Here is a 25,697-nt window from a genome sequence, read left to right on the forward strand (position 1 = left end):
ATGACGCAGCCGAGGAAAAGCCGTCCGACCCCGCCGCGTGCGCAGGTCCGCGCGCTCGAGGGCTTCTGCCACGCCGTGCTGCTGGCCGCCGGCGCCGACGAGGCAACGGCCGATGCGGCAGTCTCTGCCATGATGCACGGCTCGCGTCTCGGCGTCGACAGTCACGGGGTGCGCCTGCTCGACCACTACGTCCGCGCGCTGCGCGGCGGGCGGATAGCGGCGGCGCCGAAGCTTCGCCTGGTCTCGGAAACGGGCGCGACGGCATCGCTGGATGCCGGCCACGCCCACGGCGCGCTTGCCGCATACACGGCCATGGATCACGCGCTGCGGCTGGCCGACCAGTTCGGCATCGGTGCCGTGGCAATCCGCAACACGTCCCATTTCGGGCCGGCCGGCGCCTACGCGATCAGGGCCGCCGAACGCGGCTGCATGGGCCTTGCGGTCTGCAATTCGGACAGTTTCGTGCGGCTGCACGACGGCGCGGAGCGCTTTCACGGCACCAACCCGGTGGCCTTTGCCGTTCCCGTGGCGGGGGAGCGGCCCTGGCTGCTCGACATGGCAACCAGCGCCATTACCTACAACCGCGTCCAGCTGCACCGCAGCATCGGCGCGGACCTGCCGACCGGCGTCGCCTCGGCGGAAGACGGCACGGAAACCGTCGATCCGGACGGCGCGGCCATGCTCGCGCCACTGGGCGGCCTGTTCGGCTTCAAGGGCGCGGGACTGGCAGGGATGGTGGAGATTCTCAGCGCGGCCCTGGCGGGCATGCGGTTCAGCGCGGAAATCCTGCCGATGAGCGGCCCGGATTTTGCCACGCCCCGCGAAATGGGCGCCTTCGTGCTCGCAATCCGGCCAACGGCCTTCCTCGCGGAGGACACCTTCGCGCAGGGCGTGCACCGCTACCTGGCCGCGCTGCGCGGGTCGGCGGCGCGGCCGGGGGCGACGGTGATGGCTCCCGGCGACCGGGAATGGGCAGAGGAGAAACGGCGCCTTGCAGGGGGCGTGCCGATCGACCCGGAGACGGAGCGGGCGTTCCGGCGGCTCGGTCGGGAATACGGGGTCGAACCGCCGTTCGGATAGGGGGACCGGGATGGACGGGCCGCATGGCATCAAGGACGCCGGGAAGAAGCGTCCGGCAAGAAGAATTCGCCGCAGCGCGACGGGAGGCGCTCCGCAAGGCGCCGTCCCGGCTCGCTGCATGTCAGCCGATGGAAATGCGAGGAGGAGAGCAAGATGAAGCTGACCAAGATACTGATGACGGCCTGCGCCGCGACGGGGCTGGCATTTGCCGGACCGGCTGCCGCGCAGGACACGTTCACGCTGCGATTCAACCACGTGCTGGGACCGGGCGAACCGTTCCACGAGGGCTTCCTGAAATGGGCCGAGCGGGTCGGCGAACGCACCAATGGCGGCCTCAAGATGGAAGTGTTCCACAGTGCCCAGCTCGGCGTCGAGGAGGACATCATCGAGCAGATCCGCCAGGGCGCCAATATCGGCCAGAACACCGACAGCGCGCGGCTCGGCAACTACGTTCCGGGTATCGCCATCATCAACGGTCCCTATTTCGTCGACAGCATGGAACAGGCCTTCGAACTGGCGGAGCTGCCGACGATCCAGAAGTGGCAGCAGGAACTGGCCGACGAGCACGGGCTCAAGGTCGTCTGCTTCGACTGGGTGCAGGGCTTCCGCAATTTCTACACCAACAAGCCGATCCGCTCGCCCGAGGACCTGGCGGGACAGCGCATCAGGACGCCCCCGGCGCCGATCTGGCAGGAGTCGATCCGGGCGCTCGGCGCGGAACCGGTGGCAATGGCCTTCGGCGACGTCTATCCCGGCCTGCAGCAGAAGGCGATCGACGGCGCGGAGCTGGTCTATCCTAACATCACGGCGGGCAAGCTCTACGAGGTGCTTGACCATGCCAGCGAGACCAAGCACATCCTGCTGGTCAATTTCCAGGTGGTGAGCTCGCAATGGTTCAACGGCCTGCCGGAGGATTACCAGACAGCGCTGGTCGAGGAATGCCGCGCCGCCGGGCAGGAGACGTCGGCGGTGATCGCCGAGGCTACCGAGAAGGCCAAGCAGGAGGTCATTGCGAATGGCATGCAGGTTGTCGAGGACGTCGATCTCGACGCGTTCAGGGAGGCCGGCAACGCGGCCTACGAGAAGCTCGGCCTCACCGAGGCGGTCGAGCAGGTCCGCGCCGAGATGAACCGTTAGCCGGGGGGCGGCGATGACCGCGGTCGGGAAACAGCAGCATTCCGTTCTCGCCAGGGCCTACCGGTTCCTGACGCGCGCGGAGGCCGCCCTGGCCGCGGTCCTGCTCGTTCTCATGGTGGTGCTGATCTTCACCGGGGGCGTCGCGCGCATGGCGCGGCACCCGCTCAACTGGACCACCGACTTCGCCACCTGCTTCTTTGCCTGGGCGGCCTTCCTTGCCGCCGACGTGGCATGGCGCAACGACGCGCTGATGAGCGTGACCGTCCTGACAGACCGACTCGGCGAAAGGGTGCGCCACTGGCTCGTCTGTCTCAACTACCTGATAATCTGCGGCTTTCTGGTCCATGTCATCTACTCGGGAACGCGGCTCGCCATCCTGTCGAGTTCGCGCAGCTTCCAGGGCATCCCGTGGATCAGCTACTCGTGGGTGACGATGAGCCTTCCGGTCGGCGCGACGCTGCTGCTGGTGACGACCGTCATCAAGCTGCGCGCGGCGATGGCGCGCGCCGCGGTCGCGCCGGAGGCCCGGTCGACGAGCGAGCGGGGGGCGACGCCATGATCATCGTCGCGCTCGCTTTCGTCGTCCTTATGCTGATGGGCATGCCGCTGGCTTTCGCCATCGGCATATCGGGAACGCTGTTCTTCGTGCAGCATCCGGAATTGCCCTTCACCATTCCGGTGCAGGTCACCGTTTCGCAGACGCAGAACTTCGCGCTGCTCGCCATTCCGCTGTTCATCCTCGCCGGCAACCTGATGAACCGCGCCGGGGTATCCGAGAGGCTGCTCGACCTGGCCTCGGTCCTCACCGGCCGGCTGCGCGGCGGCCTCGCCCAGGTTTCGCTGGCCCTGTCGGCGCTGATGGGCGGCGTGTCGGGCTCGGCGATCGCCGATGCCGCCATGCAGTCGCGCATGCTCGGCGAGGAGATGGGACGGCGCGGCCTGCCCAAGCCCTTCGCGGCGGCTGTGCTTTCCTTCGGCGCCATCCTGACCCCGATCATCCCGCCGGGCATCGGCATGATCCTCTACGGCACGATCGGACAGGTCTCGATCGGGCGGCTGTTCGCGGCCGGTTTCGTGCCGGCATTCCTGCTCTGGCTCGGCCTAGCCGTCTCGGTCTGGCTGACGGCGCGGCGTCGCGACTACCCGCCGGAGCGGACCCGGCCGCTGACCTGGAGGGAGCGCGGCACGGCGCTGCGTGGCGGCATCTGGGCGCTGCTGTTTCCCGTCTTCCTGTTGCTCGGTCTGCGCATGGGCGTCTTCACGCCCTCGGAGATCGGCGCCTTTGCCGTCATCTATGCGCTGCTGCTGGGGGTGGCGGTCTATCGATGCCTGTCGCGCGACGGCTTCGTCGAGGCCATGCATGGCGGCCTGATCGACATCGGCTCCGTGATCTTCCTGATCGCCCTGTCCGCGATCTTCAGCTACGGCATCGTCTTCGAGCGCGTTCCCGAGATGATCGCGCAGGGCATCACCGGCATGACCGACAATCTCCAGCTCGTGATGATCCTGATCGTGGCGGTCGTGATCGTGACCGGCTTCTTCATCGACGCCACCGTGCTCATCATCATGCTGACGCCGATCTTCCTGCCGCTGGTGCGCCAGCTCGGCGGCGACCCGGTGCATTTCGGCATGGTCTTCATCGTCGCGGCGACCATCGGCAACTTCACGCCGCCGGTCGGGGCGGCGATGTACGCGGTCTGCTCGATCATGAAGGTGCCGATCGGGGCCTATTCGCGCGAGGCGGTGCCGCTGCTCGCGGCGGTCGCGCTCGTCACGCTGGCGCTGATCTTCCTGCCGGAGGTGGTCCTGTTCCTGCCGAACCTGATCTTCGGCTGAGGAAACATTCCGGACCCTACGCGGTCGGCCCTGCCGCCGCGCGCTCGCGCATCCAGGCATCCAGTGCGGCGATCGATTCCGCGGACATGCGCAGGCCGAGCTTGGTGCGGCGCCAGACGACATCCTCGGCGGAGCGGGCGAACTCTCTCTCCATCAGCCAGGCCACCTCGCGCTCCGTGAGCGAAGCGCCGAAATCGCGGCCGAGATCGCCGGCATCCTTCGCGTCGCCCAGCATCGCGAAGGCCTCGGTGCCGTAAGCACGCACGAGGCGGTTGAGGGCAAAAGCATCGAGGAACGGATAGGCTGCGGCCAGGCGCTCGCGCATGGCGGCGGCGCCGTCAACCGGGAAATCGCCGCCGGGGAGCGGCGCGCCCGCCGTCCATGCCGCACCCATGACGGGGAAGAAGGGCGCCAGCTTTTCCATGGCGTGCTCGGCAAGCCGCCGGTAGGTGGTGATCTTGCCGCCGAAGACGTTGAGGATCGGTGCACCCCCGTCGTTCTCGACCTTCAGCACGTAATCGCGGGTCGCCGCCGTCGCGGAGCCGGCTCCGTCGTCGTAGAGCGGGCGGACGCCGGAATAGGTCCAGACGATGTCGTCGCGGGTCACCGGCTTGCGGAAATAGGACGAGGCGAAGGCGCAGAGATAGTCCTGCTCCTCCGGCGTGCATTCGGGCTTCACCGACGGGTCGGGGTGGTCGCAGTCGGTGGTGCCGATCAGGGTGAAATCGGTCTCGTAGGGAATGGCGAAGATGATCCGCCCGTCCGTGCCCTGGAGGAAGTAGCACTTGTCGTGGTCATACAGCCTCGGCACCACGATGTGGCTGCCGCGCACGAGACGGATGCCGTCCCGGGAATCGAGCCCGACCTTGCCCTGGATCACGTCGCCGACCCAGGGGCCGGCCGCGTTGACGAGGGCGCGGGCGCGGACCGTCGCGGGCGTGCCGCGGTCATCCTCCAGCGTCACGGTCCAGTGGTCGCCGGTCCGCCGCGCCGCGGTGACGCGGGTGCGGACCCGGATACGCGCCCCGCGAGCCTCGGCGTCGCGGGCGTTGAGGACGACGAGCCGCGCGTCGTCGATCCAGCAGTCGGAATATTCGAAGGCCTTGCGGAAGCGATCCTGCAGCGGCGCGCCCTCGGGGGCGGCCGAAAGGTCGAGCGTCCGGGTGCCGGGAAGGATCTTCCGGCCGCCGAGATGATCGTAGAGGAAAAGACCGAAGCGAATCATCCAGGCCGGACGGCGCCCCTTCATCCACGGCATGACCGCGTTCAGAAGGCGCGATGCCGGAGTCTGGGTGTCGAAGCGCATGTCGGAGGCATAGGGCAGGACGAAGCGCATGGGCCAGCTGATATGCGGCATGGCACCCAGCAGCACCTCACGCTCGATCAGCGCCTCGCGCACGAGGCGAACCTCGAAATATTCCAGGTAGCGCAACCCGCCGTGGAACAGCTTGGTCGAGGCCGAGGAGGTGGCCGACGCGAGGTCGTTCATCTCGGCAAGCATGACCGAAAGGCCGCGACCCGCGGCGTCGCGGGCGATGCCGCAGCCATTCACGCCACCGCCTATGACAAGGAGATCGAGGATGGGGGTGTCGTTCGGTTGGGACACTGGGGACTCCCGGTTGCGAGACTTCGATGGATATCTAGGCGATGCGAACATAAATGAAAAGAAAATGTTTTCGTTTATGTTCGATATTCGGTAGGAGCAGGGAAGGCGGGGCGTTTCGGCCCGCGCAAGAGGAGGTCGCCGGCATGAACCAGAGTTTCAGGCACAACGCGATCCTCGAAATCGCGCGGCGCGAGGGCCGCGTGACGGTCGAGGGCCTTGCGGAGCACTTCTCCGTCACGCAACAGACGATCCGGCGCGATCTCGGCGAACTTGCAGAGGCCGGGCGGCTGGAGCGGGTCCATGGCGGCGCAATGCTGCCCTCCGGAACGGCCAATATCGGCTACGAGGAGCGCCGCGCGCTGCACGGGACGGAAAAGGCGCGCATGGCGAGGGCCTGCGCGGCGCGCATTCCCGAGGGCGTCTCGATCTTTCTCAACATCGGGACGAGCACCGAGGCCGTGGCCCGGCAACTCGTGCACCACCGCGGGCTGCTGGTCGTCACCAACAACATCAACGTGGCCAACATCCTGGCATCGAACCCGGACTGCCAGGTCATCGTCACGGGCGGGACGCTGCGGCGCTCGGACGGCGGGCTGGTCGGGGATCTTGCCACGCAGACCATTCTCCAGTTCAAGTTCGACATGGCCGTGATCGGCTGTTCGGCCATCGACCGGGACGGCGACCTGCTGGATTTCGACATCCAGGAGGTCAATGTCAGCAAGTCCATCATCCGCCAGGCGCGCCGGACCTTTCTCGTCGCCGACCATTCCAAGTTCCAGCGTTCCGCACCTGCGCGCATCGCCTCGCTGGCCGAGATCGACACCTTCTTCACCGACCGCCCGCCCGCCGCCGAGCTCGCGACGCGATGCAAGGATTGGGAAACGGAGGTCGTGGTGGCACCGGGGGGCGACTGACCTTGCCCGCCCGCGACCGCATTGCGGTTTTCCTCCGAATGCTGTTCACATCGGCTGCCAGCTCACCGCCGCCAGGCCAACGATCCGGATAACACGCCTTGCCGAATTTCATCACCGCCGCCCTCGACGGGCTTTCCTTCTGGCAATACGGCTTTGCATGGGCCGCGATCGCCTCGGCGACGATCGTCCAGTACCGGACCGGCATCGGGTTCGGCCTGCTGGCCGCGCCGCTGCTGGCGCTGATCGCGCCCGAGCTGGTGCCGGTGCCGATCATCATGCTGACGCTGCTGACGGCGGGAACCGCGATGCTCTCGGTGCGCGGCGGGGTCGACTGGCGCGAGGTGTCGTGGTCCGTCTCGGGGCGGCTGCTCGGATCGCTCGCCGGCGCCGCGATCCTGGTGCGGCTGACGGACGAGGGGCATTTCATGCTGGTGTTCGGCCTGCTGATCGCGCTGGCCGTGGCCATGTCGCTCGCCGGGCTGCGATTCCGCTTCTCCAACCGGCTGCTCCTCGTCATGGGGGCGATTTCCGGCCTGACGGCCACGATCACCTCGGTCGGCGGACCGCCGATGGCCATCGCCTACCAGGACCAGCCGCCGGAACGCGCGCGCCCGAACATGAGCGCCTTCTTCGCCATCGGCTGCGTGGTCATACTGGCGGTGCTGCAGGCCAACGGCCTGATTCGCATTGCCGATATCGTTCATGCCGCGATCCTGACGCCGGGACTGCTGGCCGGCATGGCGCTGGCGCCGGCATTCGGCGGACTGATCGACCGCAATTTCCGCCGCATTTTGCTGGGCATCTCGGGCGCCGCCGCGGTCCTGCTGATCGTCCGCGGACTCGCCTGATTCAAGGATTTGAAGTCTGGCGTTTTTCCGGAACAAGGGGCATGGTTCGGGCAGACAACCGGAGAAGACCATGCCTGTGACAAAGCCGACCTTTGCCCCGCCGAAACCCTGGACCGAATGCGCCCGCGACCTCGTCAATGTCGCCATGGGACGCAAGCCGGCCGACCTCGTGGTGCGCAACGGCAAGTGGGTCAACGTCCATTCCGGCGAGGTGATCCCGGCAACGGATCTTGCCATCGCCGACGGCCGCTTCGCCTATTGCGGGCCGGATGCGAGCCACTGCATCGGCGAGGGCACCAAGGTGCTCGACGCGCGCGGCCGCTACCTGGTGCCGGGCCTGTGCGACGCGCACATGCATGTCGAGAGCGGCATGGTGACGGTGACGGAGTTCACCCGCGCGGTGATCCCGCACGGCACGACATCGATGTTCATCGACCCGCACGAGATCGCCAACGTGCTCGGCCTCGCCGGTGTCAGGATGATGCATGACGAGGCGGAGGCCATGCCGGTCAACGTGTTCGTGCAGATGCCGTCCTGCGTGCCGTCGGCGCCGGGGCTGGAGCATGCCGGCGCGTCGCTGGGGCCGCAGGAGATCGAGGAGGCGATGGGCTGGCCGAACATCGTCGGGCTGGGCGAGGTGATGAACTTCCCCGGCGTGGCGGCCAACGACCAGACCATGACCGGCGCGATCGCGGCCACGGTGAAGGCCGGAAAGACGGTCGGCGGGCACTATGCCTCGCCCGATCTCGGCCTGCCGTTCCACGGCTATGTCGCCGGCGGGCCCGAGGACGACCACGAGGGCACGCGCGCCGAGGACGCCATCGCGCGCGTGCGACAGGGCATGAAGGCGATGCTGCGGCTGGGTTCCGCCTGGTACGACGTCGCCGAGCAGGTCAAGGCGATCACCGAGCAGGGACTCGACAGCCGCAACTTCATCCTGTGCACCGACGACAGCCATTCGGGCACGCTGGTGCGCGACGGCCACATGGACCGGGTGGTGCGCCACGCGATCAGCCAGGGCCTGCCGCCGGTCACCGCGATCCAGATGGCGACGATCAATACCGCGCAGCATTTCAAGATGGAGCGCGAGCTGGGCTCGATCACGCCGGGCCGGAGGGCCGACTTCCTGATCGTCTCCAACCTGGCCGAGCTGGCCATCGACGAGGTCTACGGGCGCGGCGTGCAACTGGCCAAGGACAGCAAGCTGACGGTGGATATTCCGGCCTACAACTATCCGCCGGAGGCGATGAACACGGTCAGGCTCGGCAAGGAGCTGCTGGCCGACGATTTCGTCATTCCCGCGCCGAAGGGCAAGGCCGAGGTCGACGTGCGGGTGATCGGCGTGATCGAGAACCAGGCGCCGACGCGGGCGCTGGAGGCGCGGCTGCCGGTGCGCGAGGGCATCGTCGAGATGGACCGGGTCAACGATGTCTGCCAGATCGCGCTGGTCGAGCGACACCGCGGCACCGGCGCGGTGACCAACGCCTTCGTCTCCGGCTTCGGCTACACGCAGGACTGCGCCATGGCCTCGACCGTGGCGCATGACAGCCATCACATGATCGTCGTCGGCACCAACCGCGAGGACATGGCGATCGCCGCCAACCGCCTCGGCCAGGTGGGCGGCGGCGTGGTGATGGTCTCGAAGGGCGAGGAACTGGCGCTGGTCGAAATGCCCATCGCGGGGCTGATGTCGGACGAGCGCGCCGAGATCGTCGCCGCCAAGGCCGACATCCTCGGCGCGGCGATGCGCGAGATGGGCTGCACGCTCAACAACGCCTACATGCAGCACTCGCTGCTGGCACTGGTGGTGATCCCGGAACTGCGGATTTCCGACGTGGGCCTGGTGGACGTGCGCACATTCGAGAAGGTGGACGTGTTCGTGTGAGGGCCGGACGACGGGAGTGGCTTCCGGATGGCGAGAAAACCTTCCGCTGGTGACATTGATGGCTGGCTGAAACGCTTTCGGAAGTACCAGGCGCTCGAAACCGCCGCGCAACGCCGGCGCGACATCCCGGTCGCCAACCGGCATGTCGAAAAGGTCACGGAGGCGCTCAACGCGCTGGCGGCTTCCGGCCCGGAAGGCCGGGAAGTGCTGGAAAGGCTGATGGACGATCCCGATCCCTCGACGCGCGGCAGGGCCGCACGGCGCGTCCTGGCCTGGGATCCCGACCGGGCGATCCCGGTGCTCGTCCGGTTGCTTGACGTGGAGTGCGCCCCCCCGATGGTTTCCGTCGAAGCCATCGTCATCGAAAGGGAAGCGCAGTTTGCTCTCCTGGACCATTTCGGCCTCGACATCCTCGACCCGACGGAACTGCCCGGTCGGCTGGCCGCGATGGGGATCGAACTGCCCGAGAAAATCGCGCGGAAAATGCGGTGGGAGGACTAACCGGCCAGCGGTTCGGGCCTTCCGCCCGATACGGGCCGAGCCGCGTGGCCATACCGGTTCGATTGCCTGATGCAAAAGCCAGCAAAGGAAGTGCGGCCAGCCTGGCCGTATGCGCCGGCCGAGGACCTGTTCTCTGGCTCCAGCTCTTCGGTCAACCGGCTCCGGGTTGCGCCTTCGACGAGGGCGCGCGCCTCAGCGGCTCCAGTCAGGCACCTGCGTGAAGGGGGAGCCGAAGCGCGCCAGCCACAGGCTGGCGGCGATGCGCCGCGCGGCCGCCACCACGTGCGGCGCGGCCTCCGGCTCAAAGACCGAATTGGCCGTGGTCTCGAAGGTTTCCAGCCAGATGCGGAAATCGTCCTCGCGCAGATCGGGTATGCCCATGTGGGCGGGCACGGGCCGGCCGGAATACTCGGCCGTCTTCAGCAGCACGGACCGCCAGAACTGCTTCATGCGCGCCAGGTGCGCCGGCCAGTTGTCGCCGATCACGCCGTCGAACACGGGTCCGAGGCGCGGATCCTTGCGGATCTCGCCGTAGAAATCGTCCACCAGCCGGGAGACCTGCTCCCTGGTGACGGTCGCGAAATGCGGCTCGGGCACGCGCGGCGGCCGGGCCGCCAGGTCGGTATCGGTCATGCGTCTCACCCTCGAATTCCGGCATGTGTCCGCCCGGGGCGGGCGACTGCCGTTTGTGGGGGAGCCTATTCCGGTCGTGCCCGCGCGGCAATGCGGCGGCGGTGCGGCATGTTGGCCGGGTGGAAATGCTTGATCGGGATCAATCCGCGCGGCTATACCGGCACGATAACTTGACGCAAAAAGTCAGGAAAGGAAACGCCGCCATGGCGCGTCTTGCGCTTGCCCTCGGCCTGCCGGCCACCGCGCTGTCCATCTTCGCGTTTGCCGTCGCGTCGGCGGAACAACCCGCCGCGCCGCCGGCATCGCTGGAGGCGCTGGGCGAGGCGCTGTTCTTCGACACCAACCTGTCGGCCAACCGAACGCAGGCCTGCGCTTCCTGCCACGACCCGGACTACGCCTTTGCCGACCCGCGCGGCATGGCGTCGATCGGCGACGACGGCGAGTCGCTGGGCGACCGCAACGTGCCGACGGCGGCCTATGCGGCGCTGTCGCCGGAATTCCATCGTCGCGAGGACGGCGAGTGGGTCGGCGGGCAGTTCCTCGACGGCCGCGCCGCGACGCTGGAGGAACAGGCCGGCGGGCCGCCGCTCAATCCCATCGAGATGGGCATGCCGGACGAGGCCTCGGTGGTCGAGCGGCTGAAGGAGAATCCCGGCTATGTCGCGGCCTTCGACGCGCTGTTCGGCCCGGGTACGCTGGACGACGCGGAAACGGGCTATGACGCGATGACGCGGGCGATCGCCGCCTTCGAGCGAACCGAAACCTTCATGCCGTTCGATTCCAAGTACGACCGCTTCCTGCGCGGCGAGGCGAAGCTGACGGACGAGGAGGAACTTGGTCGGCTGCTGTTCTTCTCCCAGCAGTTCACCAACTGCAACCAGTGCCACCAGCTGGCGAAAAGCGCCATCGATCCGCGCGAGACCTTCACCGACTACCGCTTCCACAATATCGGCGTGCCGGAAAACCGGGCGCTTCGCGAGATGAACGGTTCCGCACCCGACACGGTGGACGAGGGGCTTCTGGCCAATGACGCCATCGACGATCCGGCCCAGCGCGGCAAGTTCCGCACGCCGACGCTGCGCAACGTCGCGGTGACCGCGCCCTACATGCACAACGGCATTTTCGGGGATTTGCGGACCGTGATCCTGTTCTACAACAAGTACAACACGAAGAACCCGGAACGGCTGGTGAACCCGGAAACGGGCGAGCCGTTCGGCGAGCCGGAGGTGCCGGAGAACCTGTCGACCGAAGAGCTGACCCACGGGCCGGCGCTGGACGACAAGCGCATCGACGCGCTGGTGGCCTTCCTGAAGACGCTGACCGACGCCCGCTACGAGCACCTGCTGGAAGACTGAGCCGGGCAGGGAGGCCCCGACCGGCACCGGTTACGCCGTCTCCGCCCTTTTTTCGTAGCGCGCCTGCGCCTCGGCGACCCTGCCTTCGTTCTCGACGGCCCAGCGGCCGAGCGCCTGGATCGGCTCGAGCAGGGATTCGCCCAGATCCGTCAGCCGGTAATCGACGCGGGGCGGAATCGAGGGCGTCACCGTGCGGTCGACGATGCCGTTTCGTTCAAGATCCCTCAACACACCGGTCAACACTTTCTGGCTTATCGTGCCGATTTCGCGCTTCAGCTCGGAAAATCGCTTGGGCCGCTCCGACAGCCGGATCAGCACCAGAACCACCCATTTCGAGCCGATTTGCTGCAAAAGCTGGCCCACCGGGCGGCAGACCTCTCCGATCTCGTTGATATTTTCGGGTTTCTTCATGGTAATCCGGTTTCCTCCGGGTGACCCGGTTGCAAATAAGTGCCGTCTTGTGCGGTGCGACATCCTCATTATTTAGGGTGTCGGTATCAAAAAGCGACGGCGGTTTCAAATCAACACCGCGGTTTCTTTTTCCTACCGGGTGGCCATCCCGGCCCGACGAAAACCGAAACACGAAACGATCACCCCGGTACGCGCGTTCCGGGAAGGAAGGTTTTGCCCGCAGGGCAGCCGATAACAACCGTTCGATCAAGGAGAACAGCCATGTCCCTCAAGCTCAATGTCATCGTCACCTCGGTACGGCCCGGCCGCAACGGCATCAAGGTCGGCAAGTGGTTCGCCGATTTCGCGAAAAAGAACTCGGAATTCGAGGTCGAACTGGTCGATCTCGCCGACTACGACCTGCCGCTGCTGGACGAGCCGAACCACCCGATGGCCCAGCAATATGAGCACGAGCACACCAAGCGGTGGAGCGCCGTCAACGACAAGGCCGACGCCTTCGTCTTCGTCTCGCCGGAATACAACTACTTCCCCGCCGCCTCGACCGTGAACGCGATCCAGGTGCTGCACCGGGAATGGCACAAGAAGCCGGCCGGCCTCGTGGGCTACGGCGGCGTCTCGGGCGGCACGCGCGCTATGCAGTCCACCAAGATCCTGATGACGACCGTTTCGATGATGCCGCTGCCGCAGGAAGTGCCGATCCCGTTCGTCTTCAACTTCCTGAACGAGGATGGCTACACGCCGGCGCCGGAAGTGGAGCAGGGCGCCAAGGCCATGCTCGCGGAACTGTACGCCTGGGCCGAGCAGCTCAAGCCGCTGCGCGAGCAGGAACAGCAGAAGGCGGCCTGACGCCGGGCCTCACGCAACACGCTTGCGCCCCGCCGCCCGGAAACGGGGGCGGGGCTTTTCTTGTCAGCGGGTGTCAGCCGCAGTTCTTCATGATCATGGCCTTGCGCACCGCTTCCTGCTGACCTTTCAGGTTGGCAATCTGCGGCGCGATGTTGTCGCCCGACATGGAGGAAACCGGCAGGCCAAGCAGGATGACGCCGGCAATGTCGTTGCTGCGTGCTTTCTTCTGTTGCGCTTCCGCGACGGCATAGGCGTCGTTCAGCCTCTGCTGCTCCTGAACGAGCTGCTGGCACGTGAAATTCTGGTACGTCATTTCACTGACATAGGCCGGAGCGATTGATTCCGGGTTCTTGGCGCATGCTGCAACGGACACGGCCAGAACTGCCGCGACTCCCATCCTGATTTTCATGGTTGCCCCTCGAGAAGTTAAGAAAGTAAATCGCCGCTTCTTTGCTGCGGCTTTCGGCAATTGCAAGATTTCTCAATGGTCGCAATCATCGCTCGCTGCTGAACAGGATTTCTTCACAAGATTGCGCCGACCCAAGAATGCATTGGATATGAACTATATTGAGGACTTCGGTCGGAATGAGCCCTCTTCTGGTGCAGCCCCCAGTTGGATAACTTTCACGCCGCTTTCCCGGGACTCCGGCATTTCTGCGAAAACTTGTCCACCGCCCTTCGGCCTCCCTTACCCTTCCTCCTGCCCCCTCGCGGAAGCCTGAGTGCGCACCGGCATTTCGGGGAGGGGGACGGTACCCGGTGTCCGCGTGCAGGTGGCGCGGGCAGGAGCCGGCTTGACGGAAGTCGCCCAACAGCTCCGAAACCGGGGAGGCATATCGGTCCCGCGCGTGACCGCCGTGCCGCCGGCTCCCCCGGGCGGTAGCAGCAGCGGCGGGCGAGCGGCGCCGGAACGCGAGCGCATCCGCCACGGGGAGGGCGGGTCACAGATGCGTGCCGTATCCGGCCTGCGAGCTGCCCACGGGCAAGGCGGCGGGATGACTGATGTCGTGAGAATGCCGAGCGGGCGGTCGGGGGACCGCGCAAAAATCCAGATGAGCGGCCTCCGACCGCCCGTCTTCCACTTTCAATGGCCAGACCGGTTGGTTCCGGGGCGTGGCGAGGATAGGGCATGGCCTGATGCGGGCACCATTTTGCAACGGCGATTCCGGTTGTCCCTCACTCCCGCCAGAAGGCCGGGGACAGAAGGACCAGCACGGTGAATATCTCCAGCCGGCCGAGCAGCATGGCGAAGGAAAGAAGCCATTTCGCCGCGTCGGTCAGGGGGGCGAAATTCCCGGCGGGGCCGATCACCGGGCCGAGGCCGGGGCCGACATTGGCGAGCGCCGTCAGCGCGCCCGAAAGGGCGGTCAGGAAATCGGTGCCGGCCAGCGTCAGGGCGACGGTCAGCAGGCTCCAGACGAGGATGAAGGCGGTGAAGAACAGCAGCACGATGTCCAGCGTTTCCTCGTCCACCGTATCGCGGCCGGAACGCACGCTGGCCACGGCGTTGGGATAGACGAAGCGGTCGAGCGCCCGGCGCATGATCCCGTAGAGCGCGATCCAGCGGTAGGTCTTCACGCCGCCGGCGGTGGAGCCGGAACAGCCGCCCATGAAAGTGGCCATGAAGACCAGCGCAATGGCGAAGGGCCCCCATTGCAGGTAGTCGTAGTTGGCGAAGCCGGTGGTGGTGATCAGCGAGACGATGTTGAAGACGGCATGTTCGAGGCCGGGCGCCAGATCCTCGGTGCGGGTCACGTCCAGGTAGACGGCGACCAGCGCCGACAGGCCGAGCGAATAGGCGAGCATCACCACGACCTGGTTGTCGCGGAAGAGATCGACGCGGCCGCGCAGCGTCAGCACGACCAGCGCGGTGAAGGGCGTGGCGCCGATCAGCATGAAGACGATGGCCACCCATTGCGTGGCAAGTCCGGGGAAGTGGGCAAACGAGTCGTCGTGCGTGGAAAAGCCGCCGGTCGAGACAGTCGTCATGGCGTGGTTGACCGCGTCGAAGCCGGTCATGCCGGTCATGGCATAGAGCAAGGCGCAGATCAGGGTGGAGGCGAGATAGATGCCGAGGATCGAGGCGGCGAAGGTCGACAGGCGCGAGAAGGGACGCTCGTAGCGGTCCGAGGACTCCAGGCGGATGACGCTGGAACCCCCGATCTTCAGATAGGGCAGGACAAACAGGCCGAGCGCGATCACGCCGAGACCGCCCACCCATTGCAGGATCGAGCGCCACAGCAGCAGGCCGGGCGGCAGGTCGTCGAGGCCCTGGATCACGGTCGATCCCGTCGTGGTGATGCCCGACATGGACTCGAAGAAGGCGTCGGCGACGCTCAACTGCAGCGAGGACTCGACGAAGGGCACCGCGCCGGCGACGGCGAATGTCAGCCACAACAGGTTGACGAGCATGAAGGCGAAGCGGGTGGAATAGGCCGGGCGGATGCCGCGCGTCGCGGCGGCGACGATGACGGCCAGCGCGGCGATGGCGGCCGAGGAAACGGCGAAGACGATCCAGTCGGGGCTGCCGTAGTAGAGATCGGCCAGCGCCGGCACCAGCATCAGCGCGGCAAGCCAGGTCGCGAAAACGGCGCAGACGTGGATCGCCGCACGAAGGTTCCTGCCCTTCATATCGCCTCCCAACCCTCGGTCGTCATTGCGGCATCGCCTCCCGGTCTGGTCAAACCGGCAACGGGCCTATAGACCCGAAACGGCCGAAAAGCCACAGGATCGTGACAGAGCAAGCGCCCAACGGATGCCGTACATGAGTGATTTTCCCGACGCCGTCGCCGAAGCCACCGCCGCCATGCGCGGCCTGTTTCCCGAAACGCCGCTGCAGGAGAACGTGTTCCTGGGCCGCAAGTATGGCATGCGCGTATTCCTCAAGCGCGAGGACCTGTCGCCCGTGCGCTCCTACAAGATCCGCGGCGCATTCAACTTCATCCGCAAGCGGCTTGCCGAGGGCGCGGAAGGGCCTTTCGTCTGCGCATCGGCCGGCAACCACGCCCAGGGGCTCGCCTATGTGTGCCGGCATTTCGACCGGCAGGGCGTCATCTTCATGCCGGTGACCACGCCGCAGCAGAAGATCGACAAGACCCGCGCCTTCGGCGGGGACAATGTCGAGATCCGGCTGATCGGAGACTATTTCGACGACTGCAACCGCGCGGCGCTGGACTATGCCGAGGCTGAGGGCGCGGTGATGGTGCCGCCCTTCGACGACGAGGACATCATCGAGGGGCAGGCATCCGTGGCACTGGAGGCGCTGGAACAGGCGCCGGCCGGGGTGCAGTTCGACCGCGTGATCGCCGCAGTCGGCGGCGGCGGGCTGGCGAGCGGGCTGACGCGCTACTTCTCGGCGAAGGGCGAGGCGGCTGCCTTCACGCTGGTCGAGCCGGCAGGCGCGCCGAGCCTCCGGCAGAGCCTCGAGAAGGGCGAAAGGGTACGCCTGCAGGGCTTCGACAATTTCGTCGACGGGGCGGCGGTCGGCCAGATCGGCGAGAAGACGTGGGAGGTGCTTCGCCGCTACGCGCCTGGCGACGTCGATCTCGTTGCCGAGGACCGACTCTGCACCACCATGATCGAGATGCTGAACGTGGAGGGTGTGGTGCTGGAGCCGGCGGGGGCGCTGGCCATCGATGCGCTGAAGGATATCGCGCCGCGGGAGCGCGACGGCAAGACGGTGCTGTGCATCGTCTCTGGCGGGAACTTCGACTTCGAGCGGCTGGCCGAGGTCAAGGAGCGGGCCCTGCGCTCGGAAGGGCTGAAGAAATATTTCGTGCTGCGGATGCCGCAGCGGCCCGGTGCACTGAAGGACTTTCTTACCCTGCTCGGCCCCGACGACGACATCACCCGCTTCGAGTACCTCAAGAAATCCGCCCGCAATTTCGGGTCGGTGCTGATCGGCATCGAGACGAAGGATCCGGCGAATTTCGCCGGGCTGATGGCGCGGATGAACGACAAGGGACTGGCCTGGCAGGATCTCACCGACAACGAGCTGGTGGGTGGCCTGCTGGTCTAGGAACGGTCGGCTGCGCGCTCAGACGTCCTCGTCCTCGTCCACGGCGAGGAGGGCCGGGGAAGCCTTCGTCGGGTGGCGCTGGGGCGGCACCTTGCCGGAGCGCGACAGCAGGATCGCGATCGGGCGCGTGCCCTGGAACTCCGAGAACACGATCACGAGGATGGCCGTGATCGGAACCGAGAGCAGTGCCCCGGGAATGCCCCACATGGTGCCCCATGCGGTCAGCGAGACGAGGATGACGAAGGGGCTCAGGTTGAGCGAGCGGCCCATGAGGCTCGGCTCGAGGAAGGAGCCGACGAAGACCTGGCATAGCGTCAGGCCGAAGAAGCAGGTCGCGATCATGGACCAGTCGCCCTCGAACTGCACGATGGCGATCGCCGTCGGCGCAAGGACGCCGGCCATCGAGCCGATATAGGGGATGTAGTTCAGGATCGCGATCAACACGCTCCAGAAGGCCGCGAAATCCAGCCCGATGGCGATCATGACGACATAGGAGATCAGGCCGAGAACGAGATTCACGAAGGTCTTTGCGGCGAGATAGTCGCCGATGCGGTCGTTGATGGTGTCGACGATCTGCCCGATCAGCGCGCTGTCGGCGGGGTCGGTTGCCATGCGCGAAAGCTTGCGGGCGAAGATGCGCCGCTCCGCCAGCGCGAAGGCTGTATAGACCGTGACGACAAAGACCCAGCCGACCAGCACCGAGATGGAGGTGACGGTCGAGCCGATCAGCGATTGCAGCCGGATCTCGCCGAACACGTCGCGGCGGATGGTCGCCCAGGTCGGTTCCGTCTCGAAGCCGAACTGCACGGCCAAGCCCTGTATGATGCGCAGGAGCGACGCCTGGTATTGGGGAACCAGCGCGATGACCTGGTTGATGTTCTGGATGATCAGAAGAACGAAGCCGGTGATGATGAAAGCGATGACCAGGATCGAGATCAGGAAGCGAACCGGACCGGGAAGCAGCGGACCGATAACCGGGAGGAGCTGCATGCGCCGCGCCAGTGCCGCAACGATGTAGGCAACGATGATGCTCGCGATCACGGGGACGAAGACGTTCTGGCCGATATAGAGTATCCAGCCGATCATCAGCGCCAGCGCCATGCCGTAGACGAGGTTCCTGAAACGATCGTGCGAGTACATGATGTCCGCTTTTCGGTTAGCCGCAGGCCATTGTGATGATTGCCCGTCGTTTTTCAACTGCATCGCGTTGCAACATTATTCGCGCCATCACAGTCCGCGCACGAAGGCGGCGATCGCATTGGCGACGGTTTCGTTGTTCGACGGCGAGAGGATGTCGCCCGCTATGACGTGACTGGACGGATCGTCAGATGCCGTCACCAGCAGCGTCTCGACCGGGCCGCCCCAGCGCTCGGCAACCGTCGCCGTGATCGACTGGTCCACCACCTTGTCGTCGGGGCTATAGATGAAAAGAACCGGGGTTCGTATCTGCTCGAAGGGCAGGTTTGCCGCCTTCTTCACCAGGGCGGCCATCGGCAACAGCGCAACGGACGGGTAACGCCATGTCCAATTGCCGGCGTGTTCTTCGTTGCGGGGTTCGAAGGCCCGTTCCGCGCCGACGATCAGCGGCACGACTGATTCGGCGAAAGGCATGGTCAGGAGGGACGAGCCGCGGGCCCGTATGCCGAAATTCGGAGAGACGAGCACAATGCCGTCGATGCGGTCGCGAAGCTCCGGCAGGGTGGCGGCCAGGGTCGCGAGCGTGCCGCCGGTGGAGGTCGCGACCAGAACCACCTTCTCGCCGATGCGTTCGGCCACCGCGACGGCCTCCGCCACGTCCTGCACCCAGTCGTTCACGGTCGGTTCGGCCATCGCTTCGCCGTTGCGGCCGTGGCCGGCAAGGCGAGTGTAGAAAAGGTTTGCTCCGAGTTCCCGCGCGACCATGTCCGGCACCGGCCGGATCTCGGCGCTGGCCGCTGAGAAGCCGTGCAGATAGGCAATGGCGACAGGCGTCCGGGCGCGCGAGGCCGGCCATGCCCAGACGACCTCCTTCACGGCGTTGGGACGGATGTCGTCGAATTTCGCCTCGTTGTCGGCCAGCCACCGGTCGATGTCGGTACCAATCTTTGAGGGTTCGAAGCGTACGGTCAGGTCGACCGGTTCGCGCGGGCCGAGCAGCCAGGCAATCCCGCCGGCGACAACGACGATTATGAGCAGATAGAACACGATCCTGACCCGCGTACGGCCCTTCTTCGGTGCGTTGTCTGTCATTCCCGCCAGCCGATACTCCGCATCGAGACATGCGCCCGCAGTCGCGGCGCGATAACGGCCAATTCGTACAGGTGGTCGACGGTGTTGGCAATCGGGGACGCGGCGGGTTGGCCGATGCAGCCGGCCGGAGGCGGGACACGCTCGGAGATAGGCCGCCACCGGACATCGCCGGCGGCGGCCACATCACGCGATGCCTAAAGCGTGATGCGGTACTTGGCGAAACCGTCGGCGCCTTCGCCGGCCGGCTCGATCTTCACGGCCTTGACGTCGTCTATGTACTCGGCTGCCTTCGGCCCGGTCTCGAAAGTCACGGTGGTGCCACCGAGAGGCGCGAACTTCCAGTTGGCATCGGCTGACGGATTGATCGTGCCCTGTTCGACGATATAGCGCACGATCACGTCCCGGTTGGTGTCCGGTGCCTCGAGGATGATCTTGTCTGCCGAGACGCCGGGGAAATTGCCGCCGCCGCCAGCCCGGTAATTGTTGGTTGCGATGACGAATTTCTGTTCCGGGTCAATCGGTTCGCCGTTGAAGCTGAGATTCCGAATCCGGTTCGAGTCCGGATTCTCGAGCTCGCCCTTGGGGCTATACCTGCGCGGCTGCGACAGGTCGATCTCGTAGGTCACACCGTCGATCACGTCGAAGTTGTAGGACGGGAAGTCGTCGGCGATCAGGGGCTGGTCGGTCGATCCCGGCTCAACCTGGTTGAATATGCCGGCGGACATTTCCAGCCACTCCTTCACGTCGGCACCCGAGATCACCATGGCGCGCACCGTGTTGGGATAGAGATAGAGATCGGCGACGTTCTTGATGGCGATCGAACCGGCCGGGACGTCGGTGTAGTATTCCGGGCCACCCCGTCCGCCGGCCTTGAAGGGCGCGGCGGCTGAAAGCACGGGCAGGTCGCCATATTCGCCGTCCTTGAGCAGATCGGAGACATACCAGATCTGGGCCTGGCTGACGATCTGCACCGACGGATCGTCGGCAACCAGGGCAAAATAGGAGTAAAGGGGCGCGGTGGTTTCGCCGACCGGCGTGCGGACATAGGTCAGGGTGCTCTCGTGCTCGTCGGCCACGGCCTCTTCCACCGCGGGGAAGTTCCCGACCAGCGCGGTGATCGAGCGGTCCTCATTGCGGTTGTAGATAGGCCGGGTTTCCGAGGTGGAGTCGATGACCTTCCAGCTATTGCCGTCGCGCTCGATCAGCAGGTCGATCAGGCCCATGTGAGATCCCCAGAAACCGGCCTGTACCGCGGGCTTGCCCATCAGCTTGCCATTGGCGTTGTCGACGCCGGCCAGGCCGTCGAAATCACCGGGGAAAACGAGATGCTGGTGGCCGGTGCATATCGCGTCGATGCCCTCGACGCCGGCCAGGAACAGGGAGGCGTTCTCCATCATGTCCGTCCGGTTCGCGTCGATGCCGGAGTGTGAAAGCGCGACAACGATGTCGGCGCCTTCCTCCTTCATCTGCGGCACCCAGGCCGTTGCGGCCTCGACGATATCGCGCGTCATGACGTTGCCGACGAGATGACGCGAATCCCACGTCATGATCTGCGGCGGCACGAAACCGATGAAGCCGACGCGCACCGTGTGTTCGGCGCCGGAGCCGTCGGTGACGGTCTTGTCCATGATGACATAGGGCTTCATGTAGAGCTTGTCGTCGCGCGGATTGGCGGCGAGTTCCGTGCCCCGGACAAGGTTGGCGCAGACAATGGGGAAATTCGCGCCCGCATTGACCTTGTCCATGAAGGACAGGCCATAGTTGAATTCGTGGTTGCCGAGCGTCCCGCAATCATAACCGAGCACGTTCATCGCCTCGATCACGGGATGCACATCGCCGTCGTTCATGCCGCGCTCATAGGCGACCCAGTCGCCCATCGGATTGCCCTGCAGGTAATCGCCGTTGTCGACCAGCATCGTGTTCGTGGCCTCCTTGCGGAAGCCGTCGATGATCGAGGCGGTGCGGGCAAGGCCCATGGTGTCGTTCGGGCGGTCGGCGTAGTAATCATAGGGAAGGACCGCAACGTGAATGTCGGTCGTTTCCATGATGCGCAAATGCGCCTGGTTCGCTTGGGCGCGGGCCGAGAAGGGGTGCAGCGCGACCAACGCGCCGGTCGCGGCAATGCCCGACAGCAGCGAACGCCTTGTTATGGGATGAAGGGGCAGACTGGAACTCGTTTGTGGCATAATCGAATCTCCCAACAGTTTCCGGGGGGCACCCAAGCCGCAACGGATTGCAGGCTCATTGCAGTTTCGTGTCAAGTTGTTGAAAGCGGTATCCATTGACAGGGCGGCGGCCGCTTCTCATGGTGGGCGGACAGGAGGAATGCATGACCGGATTCTTCAAACGCCTGTTCGGATCGGCAGCGAACCAGAACGAGCCGCAATCAGACGGGCCGGACGAGGTATACAAGGACGTCGAGATATTCGCCCGACCCGTTCGCGAAGGCTCGCAATGGCGAATTGCGGGGCTGCTGAGAAAGCAGGTCGACGGCGAGCCTGTCGAACGTCGCTTCATGCGCGCCGACCTGCTTCCCGATGAGGGCACCGCAACGTCCGCGACGCTGGGCAAGGCCAGGCTGATTATCGATCAGAACGGGCCAAGTCTGTGGGCAGGAGAGGACCGCCCGATCTGATGGCATTGCGGCGTGGTGCTTGACGCGGACGGGACCGCGGCCTAGGCAGCTGCGGCCTATCCACCGAGACCAGGGACGACCATGCAGGCGAACGATTATCTCGCGGCTCCGGCGCTGGCGATCACGCCGGTGGACGGTCCGCTCATGGGCCGGGTGCAGCCGCCGGGATCGAAATCCATCACCAACCGGGTCCTGTTGCTGGCAGCGCTGGCAAAGGGGCGCAGCCATGTCACGGGCGCGTTGAAGAGCGTTGATACCCAACTGATGGCGGACGCCCTGCGGGCAATGGGCGTGACAATCGACGAACCGGATGCGACCAGCTTTACCGTGGACAGTCCCGGTCGGCTCGCGCTCCCTGCTGGACCGCTGTTCCTGGGCAATGCCGGGACGGCGACTCGCTTCCTCACGGCCGCCGTTGCGACCGTCTACGGCGACATCGTCATCGACGGCGACGAGCACATGCGCAAGCGGCCGATCGGTCCGCTGGTCGAGGCGCTGCGTTCCATGGGCATCGGGGCGGACGCGCCGAGTGGCTGTCCGCCGGTCACCGTGCATGGCAGGGGCGGCTTCGATGGCGGGCGCGTGGAAATCGACGGTTCACTGTCGAGCCAGTATGTCTCCGCCGTACTGATGGCTGCGCCGTTGGCCTCGGGCCCGGTGGAGATCGCGCTTACCGGGACGGAGATCGGCGCGCGTGGCTATGTCGATCTTACTCTAGCCGCGATGCGTGCCTTTGGCGCATCGGTGGAGCAGGGAAGTCCGACCGAATGGCGGGTCGAGCCGGGAGCCTACCGTGCTACCGGCATCCATGTCGAACCGGATGCCTCGGCGGCGACCTATCTGTGGGCCGCGGAAAAACTGACCGGAGGCGAAATCGACATCGGCGTTCCGGCTGGCGCGTTCACCCAACCGGATGCCAGGGCCCACGAGCTTATTGCGGCGTTCCCGGACATGCCCGGGACGATCGAAGGATCGCAGATGCAGGATGCGGTGCCGACGCTGGCCGTGCTTGCCGCCTTCAACCGGAACCCGGTTCGCTTTACCGGCATCGCCAATCTCCGGGTCAAGGAGTGCGACCGCATCCAGGCGCTCTGGGACGGCCTCAATCGCATCCGCGAGGGCCTTGCCGAACAGGAAGGTGACGATCTGGTCGTGCGCGGCGATCCGGCACTGGCCGGAACGCGAGTCAAGGCGACGATCGACAGCCATGCCGATCACCGGATCGCCATGAGTTTTGCCCTAGCGGGCCTGATGACCAGGGGCATCACCGTTCTTGACCCGGGATGCGTCGCCAAGACCTATCCCGGCTATTGGGACGCGCTTGCCTCGCTCGGGGTCGGCCTCTCCGCCGTGCAGGCGGCCTGACTATTCCGGCAATTCGACGCTGATCCTGATCGAGGCGTACCATGCTGCCAGATCGGCGATGTCCTCGTCGGACAGGTCTTTCGCGATCACACTCATGATCTCGTGTTCCCGCTTGCCAGAGCGGAACGCCTTCAACTGGGTTTGAAGATATATCTCGCTCTCGCCGGCGATATGCGGCGCTATCGGGATTTTCGCGATGCCGTCGATGCCGTGGCAGGTGCGGCAGGCCGCGGCCTTGATTCTTCCGGCCGCTGCGTCCGCCGCGTGAGCGAGATGCGGAGGGGCGACCGCGACAAGGCCTGCGAGGCAGGCGATGGAGAGTGGAGTTTTCATCGATGCAGCTCCGTATCCGGGCAATGGCCCCCGCACTCTCGCGTACGGGGGCGACAGGCTTTCGGACCGTCACTCCATGGCGGAATAGCTGATGCGGTAGACGGCGCCTGCCAGGTCATCGGAAACCAGCAGGGAACCGTCACGCAACTGCGCCACGTCGACGGGGCGGCCGAGATATTCCCCGTTCTCGTCGATCCAGCCCTCGGCAAAGGGCTCCATGGTCGCGTTGCCCTCCTCGTCGATGAAGGTGACCATGACGCGCGCACCGACCGGCGTGGTGCGGTTCCAGGATCCGTGCTGGGCGGAGAATATCGCGTTGCGGTATTTCTCCGGGAACATGTTGCCCGTGTAGAAGGTCATGCCGAGGTCGGCGGCGTGGGCGACGGTTTCGACTGCCGGGAATACGACATCGGCTGGCGGTTCGCTGTCCTGGTACTCATTGGTGCGGACGCTGCCGCCGCCATACCACGGGAAGCCGAAATGCTGTCCCGGCGCGGTCTGGCGGTTCAACTCGCCCGGGGGGATGTCGTCGCCCATCCCGTCAACCTGGTTGTCGGTGAACCAAAGCTCGCCGGTCTCCGGGTGAAAATCGTGGCCGACTGAGTTGCGTATGCCGTAGGTGTAGACCTCGCGCCCGGTGCCGTCTGTGTTGATGCGTATGATACCGCCGATGCCCCATTCCCGGTAGAGATCCAGCTTCTCCTGTGCCGGCACGTTGAAGGGCTGCCCGAGCGAGACGTAGAGCTTGCCGTCCGGTCCGACCCTGCAGACGCGCGCGGTGTGGTTGTAGCTTTCCTCCTCCGGCGGGATTAGTTCGCCCTGCTTGACGACCGCGAATGCCGCGACGTCGGGACTCTCGTAGAAAAACTCGGCTGCCGGATACCAGACGACGCGGTTCTGTTCGGCGATATAAAGATGGCCGTCGGGTGAGAAGCACGGACCGTTCGGGATCGCCTTGGCAAGAGACGGCGCGAAGTTCTTTACCTCGTCGGCGACCCGATCCTTGTCCCTGTCGGTGACGGACCAGACCTCCGTTTTTCGGGTGCCGACAAAGGTCACGATCCCTTGCGGGCCAACCGCCATGTGGCGGGCATCGGGGACGATGGCATACAGATCGATGCTGAAGCCTTCCGGCAGCGTGATGCGTTCAAGAGTCCGCTTGATCGCCTCGGCCTTCGGCCCGCCTTGCTCGATATAGGTGAAGTCGGCCGTGCCCGTGCTCTGGAACGCGCTGAGCTTCTCGAGATCCGATTGAGCCAGTGACGGTGTTCCCGCGATTGCAAGCAGGAACGCCGACGCAAGTCCGGTCCTTCCGTAGCGATGCATGATCTCCTCCCGAGTTTTCGTAAATGCCCTCCAGCCCGGGAGACGCAGCATAACAAAGTGAAACAGTTCGTGGCTCACATTTGATATTGCTGCGCTGGCGAAATGTGTGTCGCGTTGCGGAAGCGATGTCAGAGCCGGTCGGTGGCGATACCGATATTCGGGCGATCGATCACTTCCCGTAGCGCGAAGGAGGAGTTGATCCTGACCACGTGCGGCAGGGATGACAGCCAGTCGCGATGGATGCGCTCGTAGTCTGCCAGGTCCCTTGCAGCGATGCGCAGGATGTAATCGTATTCGCCGCTTGTGAGATAACAGGCGAGCACGTTCGGACACCGCGTGATCGCCTCTTCGAACTCGCGCAGGGTTTTCCTGAATTGCCCGGACAGCGAGATGTGGACTATCGCCGTCAGGGCGTAGCCGAGCGCCTTGTTGGAGACGCGGGTGTGGTACCCGCGAATGGTTCCGGACTTTTCCAGGTTGTCGAGCCGCCGCGAGCACGCCGACGGCGACAGGCCGACCTTTTCGGCGAGCGCGGTATTTGAGATGCGGCCGTTCGACTGGAGTGTCGAGAGTATCGCGAGATCGATCGAGTCCAGCTGCATGTGTGCAAGGATCCCCCGTTTTTCGGGTTGGGAATGCAATAATACACGAAATGACACATTGTCGCATCTCAAATTTGCAAGGACATTCCCCGCGCTATCATGAATCATCATGCTGCGGATGAAGCCAGAGGCAGAGG

24 protein-coding genes are annotated in these 25,697 nt (G+C 65.4%); 13 read left to right on the forward strand and 11 right to left on the reverse strand.

Features of this window, described 5'->3' with window-relative positions; genetic code table 11:
* The 4 genes from HTY61_RS04075 (at position 1) to HTY61_RS04090 (ending at position 4,053) form a co-directional block, all read left to right on the forward strand.
* A complete protein-coding gene (locus HTY61_RS04075; RefSeq protein WP_175275600.1) occupies positions 1-1,080 on the forward strand; it encodes an Ldh family oxidoreductase in 1,080 nt (359 codons plus the stop codon).
* A gap of 153 nt (positions 1,081-1,233) precedes the next feature.
* Positions 1,234-2,217 (forward strand): C4-dicarboxylate TRAP transporter substrate-binding protein, encoded by a 984-nt coding sequence (locus HTY61_RS04080; protein WP_197945364.1) that lies wholly within the window; start codon positions 1,234-1,236, stop codon positions 2,215-2,217.
* A 13-nt stretch (positions 2,218-2,230) separates the two neighbouring features.
* Entirely contained in the window at positions 2,231-2,776 is a 546-nt protein-coding gene (locus tag HTY61_RS04085) for a TRAP transporter small permease (protein ID WP_175275601.1), read from the forward strand.
* Entirely contained in the window at positions 2,773-4,053 is a 1,281-nt protein-coding gene (locus HTY61_RS04090) for a TRAP transporter large permease (protein ID WP_175275602.1), read from the forward strand. The genes HTY61_RS04085 and HTY61_RS04090 overlap by 4 nt, the downstream gene beginning before the upstream one ends.
* Before the next feature lie 16 nt (positions 4,054-4,069).
* Here the strand turns inward: HTY61_RS04090 and glpD are convergent, their stop codons facing one another.
* The gene (gene glpD, locus HTY61_RS04095) at positions 4,070-5,659 is read right to left on the reverse strand and encodes a glycerol-3-phosphate dehydrogenase (RefSeq protein ID WP_246272919.1); all 1,590 of its coding nucleotides are present in this window, start codon (positions 5,657-5,659) and stop codon (positions 4,070-4,072) included.
* A gap of 143 nt (positions 5,660-5,802) precedes the next feature.
* Here glpD and HTY61_RS04100 point away from each other — a divergent pair, with 143 nt between their 5' ends.
* The 4 genes from HTY61_RS04100 (at position 5,803) to HTY61_RS04115 (ending at position 9,807) form a co-directional block, all read left to right on the forward strand.
* Positions 5,803-6,573: a DeoR/GlpR family DNA-binding transcription regulator gene (locus HTY61_RS04100; RefSeq protein WP_175275604.1), complete on the forward strand. Its 771-nt coding sequence runs from the start codon at positions 5,803-5,805 to the stop codon at positions 6,571-6,573.
* 98 nt (positions 6,574-6,671) lie between these two features.
* Positions 6,672-7,421, forward strand: coding sequence for a sulfite exporter TauE/SafE family protein (locus tag HTY61_RS04105; RefSeq protein ID WP_175275605.1), 750 nt, complete (start codon positions 6,672-6,674; stop codon positions 7,419-7,421).
* 70 nt (positions 7,422-7,491) lie between these two features.
* Complete coding sequence (gene ade, locus HTY61_RS04110) at positions 7,492-9,306, forward strand: adenine deaminase (RefSeq protein WP_175275606.1); 1,815 nt, start codon at positions 7,492-7,494, stop codon at positions 9,304-9,306.
* A 27-nt stretch (positions 9,307-9,333) separates the two neighbouring features.
* On the forward strand, positions 9,334-9,807 hold the full coding sequence (locus tag HTY61_RS04115) for a hypothetical protein (RefSeq protein ID WP_175275607.1): 474 nt from the start codon (positions 9,334-9,336) through the stop codon (positions 9,805-9,807).
* A gap of 192 nt (positions 9,808-9,999) precedes the next feature.
* On the opposite strand, the gene HTY61_RS04120 is transcribed toward HTY61_RS04115, so the two are convergent.
* Complete coding sequence (locus HTY61_RS04120; RefSeq protein WP_175275608.1) at positions 10,000-10,440, reverse strand: group III truncated hemoglobin; 441 nt, start codon at positions 10,438-10,440, stop codon at positions 10,000-10,002.
* A gap of 203 nt (positions 10,441-10,643) precedes the next feature.
* Between HTY61_RS04120 and HTY61_RS04125 the strand changes: the two genes are divergently transcribed.
* Positions 10,644-11,795, forward strand: a complete 1,152-nt coding sequence (locus HTY61_RS04125) for a cytochrome-c peroxidase (protein WP_175275609.1) — start codon at positions 10,644-10,646, stop codon at positions 11,793-11,795.
* Positions 11,796-11,825: 30 nt separating this feature from the next.
* Here HTY61_RS04125 and HTY61_RS04130 read toward each other — a convergent pair whose 3' ends face one another.
* Positions 11,826-12,206, reverse strand: coding sequence for a winged helix-turn-helix transcriptional regulator (locus HTY61_RS04130; protein WP_343045213.1), 381 nt, complete (start codon positions 12,204-12,206; stop codon positions 11,826-11,828).
* 261 nt (positions 12,207-12,467) lie between these two features.
* Here HTY61_RS04130 and HTY61_RS04135 point away from each other — a divergent pair, with 261 nt between their 5' ends.
* Positions 12,468-13,052, forward strand: a complete 585-nt coding sequence (locus HTY61_RS04135) for an NADPH-dependent FMN reductase (protein WP_175275610.1) — start codon at positions 12,468-12,470, stop codon at positions 13,050-13,052.
* Between the two features lie 73 nt (positions 13,053-13,125).
* On the opposite strand, the gene HTY61_RS04140 is transcribed toward HTY61_RS04135, so the two are convergent.
* Positions 13,126-13,527, reverse strand: a complete 402-nt coding sequence (locus tag HTY61_RS04140) for a hypothetical protein (protein WP_246272920.1) — start codon at positions 13,525-13,527, stop codon at positions 13,126-13,128.
* A gap of 701 nt (positions 13,528-14,228) precedes the next feature.
* A complete protein-coding gene (locus tag HTY61_RS04145; RefSeq protein ID WP_175275611.1) occupies positions 14,229-15,683 on the reverse strand; it encodes a TrkH family potassium uptake protein in 1,455 nt (484 codons plus the stop codon).
* Positions 15,684-15,816: 133 nt separating this feature from the next.
* On the opposite strand from HTY61_RS04145, the gene ilvA reads away from it, so the two are divergent.
* Complete coding sequence (gene ilvA / locus HTY61_RS04150; protein ID WP_175275612.1) at positions 15,817-17,070, forward strand: threonine ammonia-lyase IlvA; 1,254 nt, start codon at positions 15,817-15,819, stop codon at positions 17,068-17,070.
* Between the two features lie 18 nt (positions 17,071-17,088).
* On the opposite strand, the gene HTY61_RS04155 is transcribed toward ilvA, so the two are convergent.
* The 3 genes from HTY61_RS04155 to HTY61_RS04165 all read right to left on the reverse strand — a co-directional run bounded on the left by HTY61_RS04155 (position 17,089) and on the right by HTY61_RS04165 (position 21,485).
* On the reverse strand, positions 17,089-18,210 hold the full coding sequence (locus HTY61_RS04155) for an AI-2E family transporter (RefSeq protein ID WP_175275613.1): 1,122 nt from the start codon (positions 18,208-18,210) through the stop codon (positions 17,089-17,091).
* Positions 18,211-18,297: 87 nt separating this feature from the next.
* Positions 18,298-19,299 (reverse strand): alpha/beta hydrolase, encoded by a 1,002-nt coding sequence (locus tag HTY61_RS04160; protein ID WP_175275614.1) that lies wholly within the window; start codon positions 19,297-19,299, stop codon positions 18,298-18,300.
* 194 nt (positions 19,300-19,493) lie between these two features.
* Positions 19,494-21,485 carry a bifunctional 2',3'-cyclic-nucleotide 2'-phosphodiesterase/3'-nucleotidase gene (locus HTY61_RS04165; protein ID WP_175275615.1) on the reverse strand — a complete coding sequence of 664 codons (1,992 nt, stop codon included), beginning with the start codon at positions 21,483-21,485 and terminating at the stop codon, positions 19,494-19,496.
* 143 nt (positions 21,486-21,628) lie between these two features.
* Here HTY61_RS04165 and HTY61_RS04170 point away from each other — a divergent pair, with 143 nt between their 5' ends.
* Together HTY61_RS04170 and HTY61_RS04175 are read left to right on the forward strand one after the other, a co-directional pair.
* Positions 21,629-21,934: an HlyU family transcriptional regulator gene (locus HTY61_RS04170; protein WP_175275616.1), complete on the forward strand. Its 306-nt coding sequence runs from the start codon at positions 21,629-21,631 to the stop codon at positions 21,932-21,934.
* Positions 21,935-22,015: 81 nt separating this feature from the next.
* On the forward strand, positions 22,016-23,299 hold the full coding sequence (locus tag HTY61_RS04175; protein ID WP_175275617.1) for a 3-phosphoshikimate 1-carboxyvinyltransferase: 1,284 nt from the start codon (positions 22,016-22,018) through the stop codon (positions 23,297-23,299).
* Here the strand turns inward: HTY61_RS04175 and HTY61_RS04180 are convergent, their stop codons facing one another.
* The 3 genes from HTY61_RS04180 to HTY61_RS04190 form a co-directional block, all read right to left on the reverse strand.
* Positions 23,300-23,632, reverse strand: coding sequence for a c-type cytochrome (locus tag HTY61_RS04180; RefSeq protein ID WP_175275618.1), 333 nt, complete (start codon positions 23,630-23,632; stop codon positions 23,300-23,302). It abuts the gene before it with no gap.
* Positions 23,633-23,701: 69 nt separating this feature from the next.
* Positions 23,702-24,958, reverse strand: a complete 1,257-nt coding sequence (locus tag HTY61_RS04185) for a PQQ-dependent sugar dehydrogenase (RefSeq protein ID WP_175275619.1) — start codon at positions 24,956-24,958, stop codon at positions 23,702-23,704.
* A 128-nt stretch (positions 24,959-25,086) separates the two neighbouring features.
* Complete coding sequence (locus HTY61_RS04190; protein ID WP_175275620.1) at positions 25,087-25,560, reverse strand: Lrp/AsnC family transcriptional regulator; 474 nt, start codon at positions 25,558-25,560, stop codon at positions 25,087-25,089.
* Positions 25,561-25,697: the final 137 nt, after the last annotated feature.

This window comes from Oricola thermophila (assembly GCF_013358405.1).
Taxonomy (GTDB): domain Bacteria; phylum Pseudomonadota; class Alphaproteobacteria; order Rhizobiales; family Rhizobiaceae; genus Oricola; species Oricola thermophila.